The organism is Pseudolysinimonas sp., assembly GCF_049651805.1.
In the GTDB taxonomy this organism is placed as follows: Bacteria; Actinomycetota; Actinomycetes; order Actinomycetales; family Microbacteriaceae; genus Pseudolysinimonas_A.
In genome coordinates, this window is record NZ_JBASCU010000042.1 from 35,486 (window position 1) to 48,345 (window position 12,860).

10 protein-coding genes are annotated in these 12,860 nt (G+C 67.0%); 4 read left to right on the top strand and 6 right to left on the bottom strand.

Going from position 1 to position 12,860, the window contains the following annotated elements; all coding sequences use genetic code 11:
* Positions 1 to 30 precede the first annotated feature (30 nt).
* Both WBL06_RS10775 and WBL06_RS10780 read right to left on the bottom strand, forming a co-directional pair.
* Positions 31 to 999: an ABC transporter substrate-binding protein gene (locus WBL06_RS10775; RefSeq protein ID WP_424456002.1), complete on the bottom strand. Its 969-nt coding sequence runs from the start codon at positions 997 to 999 to the stop codon at positions 31 to 33.
* Between the two features lie 256 nt (positions 1,000 to 1,255).
* Positions 1,256 to 2,464, bottom strand: coding sequence for an MFS transporter (locus WBL06_RS10780; protein ID WP_424456003.1), 1,209 nt, complete (start codon positions 2,462 to 2,464; stop codon positions 1,256 to 1,258).
* A gap of 287 nt (positions 2,465 to 2,751) precedes the next feature.
* On the opposite strand from WBL06_RS10780, the gene WBL06_RS10785 reads away from it, so the two are divergent.
* The 4 genes from WBL06_RS10785 (at position 2,752) to WBL06_RS10800 (ending at position 7,058) form a co-directional block, all read left to right on the top strand.
* A complete protein-coding gene (locus tag WBL06_RS10785) occupies positions 2,752 to 5,208 on the top strand; it encodes a ribonucleoside-diphosphate reductase subunit alpha (RefSeq protein WP_424456004.1) in 2,457 nt (818 codons plus the stop codon).
* Positions 5,209 to 5,404: 196 nt separating this feature from the next.
* Positions 5,405 to 6,403: a ribonucleotide-diphosphate reductase subunit beta gene (locus WBL06_RS10790; protein ID WP_424456005.1), complete on the top strand. Its 999-nt coding sequence runs from the start codon at positions 5,405 to 5,407 to the stop codon at positions 6,401 to 6,403.
* Between the two features lie 38 nt (positions 6,404 to 6,441).
* A complete protein-coding gene (locus tag WBL06_RS10795) occupies positions 6,442 to 6,654 on the top strand; it encodes a CopG family transcriptional regulator (protein WP_424456006.1) in 213 nt (70 codons plus the stop codon).
* Positions 6,651 to 7,058 carry a PIN domain-containing protein gene (locus WBL06_RS10800; protein ID WP_424456007.1) on the top strand — a complete coding sequence of 136 codons (408 nt, stop codon included), beginning with the start codon at positions 6,651 to 6,653 and terminating at the stop codon, positions 7,056 to 7,058. The genes WBL06_RS10795 and WBL06_RS10800 overlap by 4 nt, the downstream gene beginning before the upstream one ends.
* Positions 7,059 to 7,070: 12 nt before the next feature.
* Here the strand turns inward: WBL06_RS10800 and WBL06_RS10805 are convergent, their stop codons facing one another.
* The 4 genes from WBL06_RS10805 to WBL06_RS10820 form a co-directional block, all read right to left on the bottom strand.
* Positions 7,071 to 7,625, bottom strand: a complete 555-nt coding sequence (locus tag WBL06_RS10805; RefSeq protein ID WP_424456008.1) for an NUDIX domain-containing protein — start codon at positions 7,623 to 7,625, stop codon at positions 7,071 to 7,073.
* Between the two features lie 81 nt (positions 7,626 to 7,706).
* On the bottom strand, positions 7,707 to 11,441 hold the full coding sequence (gene hrpA / locus WBL06_RS10810; protein ID WP_424456009.1) for an ATP-dependent RNA helicase HrpA: 3,735 nt from the start codon (positions 11,439 to 11,441) through the stop codon (positions 7,707 to 7,709).
* Between the two features lie 34 nt (positions 11,442 to 11,475).
* Positions 11,476 to 12,453, bottom strand: a complete 978-nt coding sequence (locus WBL06_RS10815) for an SRPBCC family protein (protein ID WP_424456010.1) — start codon at positions 12,451 to 12,453, stop codon at positions 11,476 to 11,478.
* 43 nt (positions 12,454 to 12,496) lie between these two features.
* Complete coding sequence (locus WBL06_RS10820; RefSeq protein WP_424456011.1) at positions 12,497 to 12,835, bottom strand: ArsR/SmtB family transcription factor; 339 nt, start codon at positions 12,833 to 12,835, stop codon at positions 12,497 to 12,499.
* Positions 12,836 to 12,860 lie beyond the last annotated feature (25 nt).

The window sequence follows — 12,860 nt, forward strand, 5'->3', positions numbered from 1 at the left end:
CCACGTGTCGCCCGCCCCGAACTGGATGGATCAGTACAGACGCTCGTCGATGACTTCGGCTGCCTGCTCCGGAGTGAAGGAATCGTCTTCGACGTAGGTCGTCTTCGGGACGTCCTTGCCCGCCAACACGTCCTTGACGAGACTGGCGGCGAGGTCGCCCAACAGCGGGTTGCACTCGACGATGAAGTTGATCTTGCCGTCGATCAGGGCGAGCATGCCGTCCTTGACCGCGTCGATCGAGACGATCTGGATGTCGACACCCGGCACGAGTCCAGCGGCCTCGATCGCGTCGATCGCACCGAGAGCCATGTCGTCGTTGTGTGCGTACACCAGGTCGATCGTGTCGCCGTACTTCTGCAGGAACCCTTCCATCACGGTCTTGCCGTCGGCGCGGGTGAAGTTACCCGTCTGCGAGTCGAGCGTCGTGATGCCGGTGCCCTCGATGGCCTCGGCGAAGCCCTCGGCACGGTCGTTGGCCGGAGCCGAACCGGTGGTGCCTTCGAGAACGACCAGGTTGGTCGGGGTGTCGCCGAACGTCTCGGCCGCCCACTCGCCGGCCATGACGCCTTCGTTGCGGAAGTCGAGTCCGACCCACGCCGCGTACAGGTCGTCCGACGCGGTCACGGTGCGGTCTTCGAGGATGACCGGGATGCCGGCTTCCTTCGCTTCGGTGAGCACGTCATCCCAACCGTCTTCGACGATCGGCGCGACGACGATCGCGTCGACACCCTGGTTGATGAAGCTGCGCACCGCGGCGATCTGCGCCTCGATCTTGTTGTCGGCCGCGTTGAACACGAGCTCGAAGCCGTTCTCTTCCGAGAACGCGGTCTTCATCGACTCGGTGTTCGCCGAACGCCAACCACTCTCCGAGCCGGTCTGTGCGAAGCCGACGGTGATGAGTTCGTCGTCGCCTCCGGCACCCGGGCTTCCGGCGCATCCGGTCGCGGTCAGCGCAACCGCCGCCGCCAGGGCGATGCCGGTGATCAGTTTCTTCTTCATTGCCAAAACCTCCTCGTCTTGGCCGGCAGCAATGCCGGATCTTGGTGACAATCGACGGACATGGGGAAGTCCGTCGACTGAATGTTAGCCTTCACAATTCCACCCGCGGCAAGAGCAAACAGGTCACAGTTTGATAACAGCCCGTCCGGAGTCTCCCGTAATTGCAGGGAACTGTTGTGAATGCGGCCGGGAGGTCAGACGAATGTGACATCACATTGCCCTCACAATGGTCGGGACGGGTGACCTCGGCGCGACGCTAGCTCGGCTGGACAGGCACAGGCTCGGTGTCCGGAATCGGGCTCGCGTCGCGCCCACGCAGGTCGGGGAGCGCACGGCGGAAGATGACCGCGATGAGCACTGCGGCGGCCACCAGCACCGCGGCCGCCACGAACCCGCCGGTGGACCCGGCGGCGTCGATGAGGAAGCCCGCGACGGCCGAGCCGAGTGCCGCCCCGAGCAGCTGGCCCGTGCCCACCCAGCCGTACGCCTCGGCGGTGTCGCTGAAGCGCACCGTGGCCGACACCGCGGCGAACATGACCGCGAGCGCGGGGGCGACGCACAAGCCGGCGATCACCAGCGCGGCCGAGATCGTCCAGAACTCGAACGCGAATACCGCGAAGATCGACCCGACCAGGATGACGGCCATCCGACGCGCGAGCGCCCACGGGCCGATGGGGAGGTGACCGAACGCGAGGCCGCCGGCGAGCGAGGCCAGCGCGAAGATGCCCAACACGAGGCCCGACTCAAGCCCCCCGTGATCGAACATCGACACGACCCCGGCTTCGATCGCGGCGAAGCACCCGACCAGCAGCACGCCGAGCACCGTGATGAGCAACACCGACGGCCTCGCGAGCACGACGCCGAAGCGGCGTTTCGACCGCGGGATGCGCACCCGGCCGACCTCGGGGCTGGAGATGAACCAGATTCCACCCCCGACGAGGAAGACGAGCGACATGAGGATGCCCGCTGTCGACGACACCTGCGTCGCCACGAAAGTGACGATCACCGGGCCCGCGATCCAGATGATCTCCTGGGCGCTCGCGTCGAGGGAGAACAGCGGCGTGAGCTGCCGACTGTTGACGACCTTCGGGTAGATCGTGCGCACCGCCGGCTGGATGGGCGGATAGCTCAGGCCGCCCACGAGCGCGACCGCCATGAACCCCGGGATCGACAGCGGCGCGAACGCCAGCACGGCGAGCGCAGCAGCGCAGACGGAGCCGGTGAGGATGAGCACGGGGCGCATCGCCCAGGCCCCCATCCAGCGGCTGGTGAGCGGACCGGCGACCGCCTGGCCGATGCTCAGGCTCGCCAGCACCAGGCCGGCCACGCCGTACGAGTTGAAGATGCCCTCGACGTGGATGAGAAGGCCGAGCGAGAGCATCCCGCCGGGGAAGCGCGCCACCAATTGCGCGAAGAGCAGCCGGGCGATCCCCGGGTGGCGCAACAGCTCGGCGTACGTCTTCACAGCCGACCAACACTACATCTCTCAGAGGCTCTGGTGAGGGTGTCGGAAGGGCCGGGTAGCTTGTGGAAACTGTGGAGAAGTCCGCGGACTTATCCACAATCTGTGGACGACACGCCCACTAGATGTAGTGGTGGTGCACATGTCAGTACCCGGATATATAGTGATCAAACCTCCCGGCCAGGGGGAGGGGTCACACGGCCGGGAAGCGGTCGTTTTTGAAGGATTTCGGCGACTCACGAGGTCGCGCAACGGGGACGTGCCGATGAGGCACAGGAGGAGCAGAGTACGTGAGCATCACGGTCGTCAAGCGCAGCGGAGAGCGGGAGCCCTACGACGCGAACAAGATCAACCTCGCGATCGAACACGCGAGTGCCGGCCTTGACGAGAACATCACCTGGGTGACGCAGATCGCATCGGAGCTCGAGCTCACCCTGTTCGACGGCATCACCACGCAGCAGCTCGACGAGGCCGTCATCCAGGTCGCCCTCCAGAACGTCAAGGACGACCCGCAGTTCGACACCGTCGCCGCCCGCCTGCTGCTGAAGACGATCTACAAGAGCGTGCTCGGCGACTACCAGACCGCCGCGGAGCTGAAGGCGCTCCACGCGCAGTACTTCCGCGCGAGCGTCATCCGGGGTGTCGAAGAGAAGCTGCTCGACCCGCGCTTCCCCGACCTGTTCGACCTCGACCGGCTCGCGGCCGCCCTCGAGCCGAGCCGCGACGAACTGCTCAAGTACATCGGCGTTGTCACGCTCAACAACCGCTACGGCATCAAGGCCCGCAACGGCGAGCCGCTCGAGGTTCCGCAGTTCTTCTGGATGCGCATCGCAATGGGCCTCTCGCTCAACGAGGCCGACCCCACCACCGTCGCGATCGGCTTCTACGACAAGATGTCGAAGCTCGAGTACGTCGCCGCCGGCTCGACCCTGGTCAACGCGGGCACCGCGTTCCCGCAGCTCTCCAACTGCTTCGTCATGGAGATGCAGGACGACATCGAGAGCATCGCCAAGGGCGTGCGCGACGTCATGTGGCTCACCAAGGGCACCGGCGGCATCGGCCTCTCGGTCACCAAGCTGCGCGCGCAGGGATCGCCCATCCGCTCGAACAACACCACGAGCACCGGCCCGATCCCCTTCATGCACACGATCGACTCGGTGCTGCGCGCGGTCAGCCGCGGTGGCAAGAAGTTCGGCGCGCTGTGCTTCTACATGGAGAACTGGCACCTCGACTTCCCCGAGTTCCTCGACCTGCGCCAGAACTCCGGCGACCCGTACCGGCGCACCCGCACCGCCAACACCGCGGTGTGGATTTCCGACGAGTTCATGAAGCGCGTGCAGAACGACGACGACTGGTACCTGTTCGACCCGCTCGAGGTCAGCGACCTCAACGAGCTCTACGGCGCCGCGTTCTCGAAGCGCTACGCGGAGTACGTCGTGATGGCCGAAGCCGGCGAGCTCGGCATGTTCAAGAAGATCGGCGCCCGCGAGCAGTTCAAGGCGATCCTGATCTCGCTGCAGACCACCAGCCACCCGTGGTTGACCTGGAAGGACACGATCAACAACCGTGCCCTCAACAACAACACGGGCACGATCCACCTCAGTAACCTCTGCACCGAGATCTGCCTTCCGCAGGACGAAGAGAACATCTCGGTCTGCAACCTGGCCTCGATCAACCTGTCGACGCACCTCAAGCTCACTGCGCCCGATAAAGAGGGCAACGGGGGGCTCGGTTTCGACTGGGATCTCGTCGAGGCGAGCGCCCGCAGCGCCGTGCGGCAGCTCGACAACCTCATCGACATCACCGAGTCGTCGGTGGCGGAGGCCGACCACGCCAACCAGCAGAACCGGGCGATCGGCCTGGGCGTCATGGGCTTCACGGATGTCGTCGAGAAGCTGGGCTTCTCGTACGAGTCCGAAGAGGCGTACGACCTCATGGACGAGATCATGGAGCACGTCTCGTACGCGGCGATCGACGAGTCGGCCGACCTCGCCCGCGAGCGCGGCTCGTACAACAACTTCGCCGGGTCGCGCTGGTCGCAGGGCCTCGTGCCGTTCGACTCGATCGCGCTGACGGAGAAGGATCGCGGCATCGAGATCAAGGTCAACCGAAAGACCCGCCTCGATTGGGACGCCCTGCGCGCGAAGGTCAAGGGCGGCATGCGCAACGCGACCCTGATGGCGATCGCGCCGACGGCATCCATCGGTCTCGTCGCGGGCACCACGCCCGGTCTCGACCCGCAGTTCTCGCAGATCTTCAGCCGCGCGACGAGCAATGGCAAGTTCCTCGAGGTGAACCGCAACCTCGTCGAGGCGCTGCAGGCGCGCGGACTGTGGGATTCGGTGCGTGAGCCGATCCTGCGCAGCCAAGGCGACATCCAGAACATCGACGCGGTGCCGGATGACCTGAAGGCGGTCTACAAGACGTCGTTCCAGCTCTCGCCCTACTCGTTCCTCGAGGTCGCGGCGCGGGCGCAGAAGTGGATCGACCAGTCGATCAGCCGCAACATGTACCTCGAGACGCGCGACCTCGGCGACATGATGGACATCTACTACGCGGCCTGGGAGCGCGGCGTGAAGACGACGTACTACCTGCACATGAAGCCGCGGCACACGGCCGAGCAGTCGACCGTCAAGGTCAACAAGAGTGAAGACATCCCGCAGAAGGCGGAAACCCCCACAGAGGGTGTTGCGGCAACGGCGACCACGTCGGCGCCGGCGCGGCGCGGGTTCGGGGGCCTCAAATGACCGGGCCATTCGACACCTACGCGGCCGTCGCGGTCGACGCCGTCGGCGACTACGCGGTGCCGGTCGATCCGATGGACGACCTGCAGTGCGAGAGCTGCCAGTAACGGAGCCTGGGCGGTCCATCCGCGACTTTTCGTAGACAACGAGGGTCCATCCGCGCGAAAAGTCGCGGATAGACGAAGGAAGTGAAGCAGACATGGGAATTCTCGGCACCGGGATCAAGGAAGGGCTTCTGTTGAAGCCCGTCACCTACCAGTGGGCGATGGACCTGTACGACCAGGCGGTCGCCAACACCTGGTTCCCCAACGAGATCCAGTTGGGCGAAGACATCGCCGACTTCAAGAAGATGACGGATGAGGAACGCCACGCGATCACGTTCCTCATGTCGTACTTCAACCCCAACGAGTTGCTCGTCAACAAGGCGCTCGCGTTCGGGGTCTACCCCTATATCAACGCTCCCGAGGCGCACCTCTACCTCGCGAAGCAGATGTGGGAGGAGGCGAACCACTGCATGTCGTTCGAGTACGTGCTCGAGACGTTCCCGATCGACCGCAACGAGGCCTACAACGCGCACGTCGACGTGCCGTCGATGGCGCGCAAGGAGGAGTTCGAGGTCTCGTTCATCCGCCGCATGACCGAGGAGACCCTCGACATCACGACGACGGCGGGCAAGCAGGACTTCATCCGCAACCTCGTCGCCTACAACGTCATCCTCGAGGGCATCTGGTTCTACTCGGGCTTCATGGTCGCTCTGTCGTTCCGGCAGCGCAACCTGCTGCGCAACTTCGGGTCGCTCATGGACTGGGTCGTGCGCGACGAGAGCCTGCACCTGAAGTTCGGCATCAACCTCATCCTCACGGTACTCGACGAGAACCCCGACCTGCAGACGCCGGAATTCGCGAACGAGATCCGCCAGATGATCCTCGACGCCGTCGAGATGGAGGAGCAGTACAACCGCGACCTGCTGCCGAACGGCATCCTCGGCCTCAACGCCAACTACATCAACCAGTACGTGAAGTACCTGGCCGACCGGCGGCTCGAAGAGCTCGGGTTCGACCCGGAGTACAACGTCACCAACCCCGCGAAATGGATGGCGACGGCCAACGACACCCTGCAACTGGTGAACTTCTTCGAGTCGACGAACACCTCGTACGAATCCAACGCCTCCGCCTCGGGGGCGAAGAAGTCGGAGTAACCGGTCGTCTCGATGAGACGTATGGCAGCATGTATGGCATGACGAAGACAACGGTCTATCTGCCGGACGATCTCAAGCGCGCGCTCGAGGCCGAAGCCGGTCGCCGGGGCACCTCGGAGGCCGAAGTCATTCGCGACGCGATCAAGCACGCGGTCTCGGGCGTTGCACGTCGACCGCAGGGCGCCCTCTTCGCCGGACGCGAGCCGATTGCGGAGCGGGCCGATGAATTGCTCAACGGGTTCGGGGCGTGATCGTCGACACGAGTGCGCTGCTCGCCTACTTCGACCGGAGTGAGCCGTCGCACACCGCGGTGACGGCGATCATCGAGTCGGCGAACGAGTCGCTTGTCGTGTCACCCTATGTCGTCGCGGAAGTCGACTACCTCGTTCTCACGCGGCACGGGAGTGCCGCCGAGCATGCGGTGCTTCGCGAACTGTCGTCGGGAGCGTGGCACCTCGCCGAGATGTCGGCGGATCGGGTGGCCGAGGCACTCGAGATCGTCGAGCGCTACGCCGACCAGCCGATCGGAGTGGCCGACGCGTCCAATCTCGTACTCGCCCGGGCGTATCGCACGAAGACCGTGGTCACGCTCGATCGTCGCCACTTTTCGGTGCTGCGATTTTCGGATGGCAGCGCGCCCGAGATTCGTCCGTAGGCGCGGGTCGGGTCAGCGGGCGTCGGTGTCGCGGAGCAACTTGACGCGCAAGAGGGCGGCAACCGTGATGGCGTCGGTGATCCCGCCGTCCAGACACATCTCAAGCGCTTCATCGAACGGCACCACACGGCGCACCAGCTGTTCTGTACCCTCTGGCTCGGGCTCGCCGACCGTGAGGCCGGTCGCGAGCCAGATGATCGCGAGCTCGTCGGTGACCGAATTTGACAGGTCGAGTCGCAGGATCTCACGCCAGTCGCGTGCTTCAAGTCCAGCCTCTTCACGGAGCTCACGCTGGATACCGAGTAGCGGGTCGATTGCCGGGTCGCCGCCACCCTGCGGCAGCTCCCAGGAGTAGCGATCCAACGGGTAGCGCCACTGGCCGATCAGGTGGACCCGGTCCTCGGCGTCGAGCGCGACCACGCCGAGCGCGACCGCCTTGAAGTGAACGGTGCCGTAGATGCCCGGGTTGCCGTCGGGCCCGAGCACATCGTGGTGGACGACCGTGATCCAGGGATTGTCGTATCGGACCTCGCTCGCGAGGGTACGCCAGGGATTCTGCACGGTCACCTCTCCATCCTGCCCGTGGGAGGCAATCCTGCAGAATAGTTTCGAGATCGTCGCGTCCTACGCCTCAGACTCCATCCGTCGTCAGGCGAGCGCCTTGCGGATGCGTTGCACCGACACCGGGCCGGCGGCCCCGAGGTGCTGCGCGAAGAGCGAGAGCCGCAACTCTTCGAGCATCCAGCGCACCTCGGCGAGCCGGGCTGGGGTGTCGGGTGTGAGCGGCAGGGAACCGCCGGCGTCGAGGTAGAGCGTCGTCGCCTGCTCGACCTCGGTCTGCCACGCGCGGTCGCGGCCGGGGTTGTCGGCGAGCCGGGCGATGCGGTGCAGCAGTCCGGCGAGATACACCGGCATGCGGCGCAGGCGCGCGAGACCGGCGAGACCGGCGAACCCGGGATGCACGAGCGCGGCGAGCTGGCCGCGGGTGTCGCTGAGTGGCCCGATGAAGGCGAGAGAGGATGCCGCCGAGATCGCCCGATCGACCTCGCGCGCCGCGGTGAGCACCTTCGCGATCAGCGCCACGGTGTCGAACAGGGCGTCGACGAGTCCTGCCGAGACCTCGGCGCGCAGGGCGTCGAAGGCGGCCTGGTCGCGTGGCGAGCGGTTATCGACCGCGGCGGCGAGGGTGGCGAGCAGTGCGTCGTCCCACAGCGCGGCTGTCGAGGGGTAGGGGCTCGCGGCGAGGGCGAGCTTCTCGGCCGCCGTCAGGTGATCGCGCACGTAGCTGACGGGGCTCGGCACGGTGAGGGCGAGAAGCCGCAGCACGCCGCGCGAGTGGGCCACCTTCGCGTCGTCGTCCGTGGCGAACACCTTCACCGCGACGCTCGCGCCCTGGTCGATCAGAGCCGGGTAGCCGCGCACGCCTCCGGCCTCCACGATTTCGGGGAGGGTGCCGACATCCCAAACCGTGAGACCGGCGCGTTCGAGTTCGCGGCCCGGAGTGGCCCGCGCGGTCACGGCGGCGACCGTCGCGCGGGTCTTCTCGGCGAAGCGGTCGCGCAGGTCGCTCAACGACTTCGAGGTACCGAGGCGCTTGCCGCTGCGATCGACCGCCGCATACGTCATCCGCAGGTTCGCCGGCACCCGGTCGAGCTCGAAAGCAGCGGGATCGAGCACCGTGTGCGTGGCGGCGCGGATTGCGGCGGAGAGCGCGGGCAACAGCGGCTCGTCGGGATTCAGGGTGGGGAGCAGACGCCGCGCCCAGTCGGCGGCCGGAACAACGTTCTTGCGGATCGCCTTCGGCAGCGCCTTCAGCAGCGCGGTGACCAGCTCTTCGCGAAGGCCCGGCACGAGCCACTCGAACGGGGCGCCGTCGACGGTGGCGAGGCGTTCCACGGGCAGCTCGACGGTGACGCCGTCCTCGGGGTGGCCCGGCTCGAAGCGGTAGCGCAACGTGAAGTCGCCGAGGTGGTCGGGGAAGGCGGCGGGATCGAGTGCGTCGTCGTCTTCGTCGAGGAGATCGGCGCGGGTCATCGTCAACAGCGCGGGATCGCTGACGCGGGCATCCTTCCACCAGCGCTCGAACGCGCGCACATCGGTGATCTCACGCGGGATGCGGGCGTCGTAGAACTCGATCACCGCTTCGTCGTCGACCAGGATGTCGCGGCGGCGGGTGCGCTCCTCGACTTCCGCGAGCTCGGCCCGCAGCGCCCGGTTGGCGCGGTCGAAGTCGTAGAGCCCGTTGCCGCGGATCACGAACGGCCAGTCGCCCTCGATCAACGCGTGCCGCAGGAACAGTTCGCGCGCCTCGACCGGATCGATGCGGCCGAGCTGCACCGTGCGACGCGCGACGATCGGCAGCCCGAACAGCGTCACCCGCTCGAACGCAACGGCAGATCCCTGCTTCTTCGCCCAGTGCGGCTCGGAGTACGACCGCTTCGCGAGGTCGCCCGCGAGCTTCTCAGCCCAGGCGGGATCGATCGCCGCGACAGTGCGGGCGAACAGCCGGCTGGTCTCGACAAGTTCCGCGGCCATCACGAACTCGGGGTTCTTCTTCGCGAGCGCCGACCCGGGGAAGATCTGGAACCGCTGCCCCCGAGCCCCGAGGTAGTCGCGCTGCCCCTTCTCCCCAGGAGATCGGCGATCGCGCATCCCGAGGCGGCTGAGGAGGCCGGCGAGCATCGAGCGATGGATGCTGTCGGCGTCTGTCGACGGGTCGCCGGGCGTCAGCCCGAGCGGCTTCGCGGCCCGCACGATCTGGCGATACAGGTCGTGCCACTCCCGCACCCGCAGGTAGTTGAGGTACTCGGCCTTGCACATGCGCCGGAACGCGCTGCTCGACCGCTCCTTCTGCTCCTTCTCCAGATGGTTCCAGAGGTTGAGCAGCGTCACGAAGTCACTCGTCGGATCCACGAAGCGGGCGTGCTGCTGGTCGGCCTGCGCGCGCTTCTCGAGGGGGCGCTCGCGCGGGTCCTGGATGCTCAGCCCCGCGACGATCGCCGCCACCTCGCGCACCACCCCGTGCTGCTTCGCCTCGACCAGCATCCGCGCGAACCGCACATCCACCGGCAGCTGCGTCAGCATCCGCCCGGTCTTCGACAGCCGCCCGCCGTCGGTCGCACCGAGTTCGGCGAGCAGGTCGAGACCGTCGCGCACGCCGCGCTTGTCGGGCGGCTGCAGGAACGGGAAGGCGAGGATGTCGCCGAGACCGAGCGCCATCATCTGCAGGATGACGGCGGCGAGGTCGGTGCGCAGGATCTCGGGGTCGGTGTACTCGGGCCGCTTCGCGTAGTCGTCTTCGGCGTACAGCCGGATCGCGATGCCGTCGCTCGTGCGGCCCGCGCGCCCCGAGCGCTGGTTCGCGGAGGCCTGGCTGATCGCCTCGATCGGCAGCCGCTGCACCTTGGAGCGCGGGCTGTACCGCGAGATGCGGGCGGTGCCGGCATCCACCACGTACTTGATGCCCGGCACCGTGAGGCTCGTCTCGGCGACGTTGGTGGCCAGCACGACGCGACGACGGATGCCGGGGGCGCGCTTGGTGTCGAACACGCGGTGCTGCTCGGCGCTGCTGAGGCGGCCGTAGAGCGGCACGACCTCGGTGTGCGGGCGGCTGCTCAACGCATCCTGAGCGTCGCGGATCTCGGCCTCACCCGACAGGAACACGAGCACGTCGCCCTCGGGCTCCCGCGCCAGTTCGTCGAGGGCGGCCGCGATGCCCTGGAGGTAGTCGAGATCTTCGACCGGCTCGCCCTCTTCGTCGTCCATGCGTTCGGACACGAGCGGGCGGTAGCGGATCTCGACGGGGTAGGTGCGGCCGCTCACCTCGACGATCGGGGCGGGGGTGCCGTCGGCGGCGGCGAAGTGGCGGGCGAACGACTCGGGGTCGATCGTCGCGGAGGTGACGATCACCTTGAGGTCGGGGCGGAGGGGGAGGAGCTGGGCGAGGTAGCCGAGCAGGAAGTCGATCGTCAGCGACCGCTCGTGGGCCTCGTCGATGATGATCGTGTCGTAGCGCCTGAGGTCGCGGTCGCGCTGCAGCTCGGCGAGCAGCACCCCGTCGGTCATCAGCTTCACGCGGGTGTCGCGGGCCGACCGGTCGTCGAAGCGCACCTGATAGCCGACGATGCCGCCGAGCTCGACTCCGAGTTCGGATGCGATGCGCTCGGCCACCGACCGGGCGGCGATGCGCCGCGGCTGGGTGTGGCCGATCTTTTCGCGCCCGAGCTCGAGGCAGATCTTGGGCAACTGGGTGGTCTTGCCCGAGCCGGTCTCGCCCGCGACGATCACCACCTGGTTCGCCGCGATGACGTGCGCGATCTCGTCCCGCACCTGGCTGACGGGCAGCTCGGGCGGGTAGGTGATCGCAAGGGCGGCGGGAGACATGAGCCGTTCAGCTTATGGCTCCCGCCGCCGGTGATCAGCCCGTGGTGACGAGTTCTTGCTCCAGTCGGGCGTAGCTGGCCTCCATGCCGTCGGTCATGCCGGTGGCGAGGATGGCGTCGCGCTGAACAGCGTCGGCGTACGTGATGTAGAGGGTCAGCAGCGTCACGCCGTCCTCTTCGGCGAAGGACAGGTCGTTCGTCGTCGCCGGGAAGTCGGCGCCGGTCATCCGCTCGGTGGTGACGATGCGGCGTTCCGGCTCGAACACGAGGGTTTCGCCGTCGAAACCGAAGCCTTCGCCGCCATCGATGGGCTCCCAGAAGTAGCGGTAGGCACCGCCCGGCCTGTTGTCGACCTCGCAGACGGTCAGCTTCCAGCCGTCGGGGCCGAGCAGCCAGCGCTTCATCAGCTCCGGCTCGGTGTGGGCCCGCCAGATGAGGTGCAGCGGCGCCTCGAACGCCCGCGTGATGCGCACGTGCTGGTCGTCGAGCACCTCGACCTGCGTGCCCTTGCCGAGCGCGTAGTCGCGCAGGTCGGCGAGCACGACGTCGAGCTGCGACAGCGCTTCGCGGAACCCTTCGACCATGCCCATCGCGACGAGCTTCTCGAGATCGGCGGTGCTGTCGAAGCGAGAGACGACCTTGAGTCGCGATCCGCCGTCGGTCTCCTCGAAGCTCATCGTCGTGCGGTTGGTCGGCATGCCAGCGTCGATCTTCCCGTCGGCATCGGTGAAGCTGTCGACGACCTCGATCGAGTGCGGGGCGTCGACCGTGGTGAACGTCCACGCGGCGTGGTGGTTCTCGCCGTCGGGGCCGGTCATCCGGTATCGCGCCGAGCCGCCGGGCCGGAGGTCGTACTCGCCGAACGTCGCCGGGTATCCGGGTGGGCCCCAAAAGCGCTCGAGGCGACGCGGGTCAGCGAAGGCGTTCCAGAGCCGGCTGGCCGACACGGGGAATTCGGCTTCGACGGTCAGAGTCAGGGCCTCGGGGTCGGTGGTGACGTTGGTCACGGGCATGACTTCATCCTTCTTCTCGGTAGTGGTGGTCAGTCGCGGTGGGTCAGTCGTCGTCGGCGAGAACGGCGTCGAGCCGGTCGATGCGCCCGCGCCAGAGTTCGGCGTAGCCGTCGAGCAGGGTGCGGGCGCGAGCGATGGTGGTCGCGTCGGCGCGCACGATGCGCTCGCGGCCGCGGGCCTCCTTCGTCACCAGTCCGGCTCCTTCTAGAACGGCGACGTGCTTCTGTACGGCGGCGAACGACATCGCGTATGCACCCGCGAGTTCGCTGACGGATGCCTCGCCGACAAGGGTGCGCCGCACGATGTCTCGCCGCGTCGCATCGGCGAGGGCGTGGAAGATGCGGTCGACCTCGGCGTCGCTCAACTCAATATCTACAACCATTTGGTTGTACGTTAGCCGCAAGATC

What these genes read in the sequence shown, in the direction of transcription:
- WBL06_RS10775 (WP_424456002.1), bottom strand. Translation starts at nt 999, where the DNA reads ATGAAGAAGAAACTGATCACCGGCATCGCCCTGGCGGCGGCGGTTGCG.
- WBL06_RS10790 (WP_424456005.1), top strand. Translation starts at nt 5,405, where the DNA reads ATGGGAATTCTCGGCACCGGGATCAAGGAAGGGCTTCTGTTGAAGCCC.
- WBL06_RS10795 (WP_424456006.1), top strand. Translation starts at nt 6,442, where the DNA reads ATGACGAAGACAACGGTCTATCTGCCGGACGATCTCAAGCGCGCGCTC.
- hrpA (WP_424456009.1), bottom strand. Translation starts at nt 11,441, where the DNA reads ATGTCTCCCGCCGCCCTTGCGATCACCTACCCGCCCGAGCTGCCCGTC.
- WBL06_RS10815 (WP_424456010.1), bottom strand. Translation starts at nt 12,453, where the DNA reads ATGCCCGTGACCAACGTCACCACCGACCCCGAGGCCCTGACTCTGACC.
- WBL06_RS10820 (WP_424456011.1), bottom strand. Translation starts at nt 12,835, where the DNA reads ATGGTTGTAGATATTGAGTTGAGCGACGCCGAGGTCGACCGCATCTTC.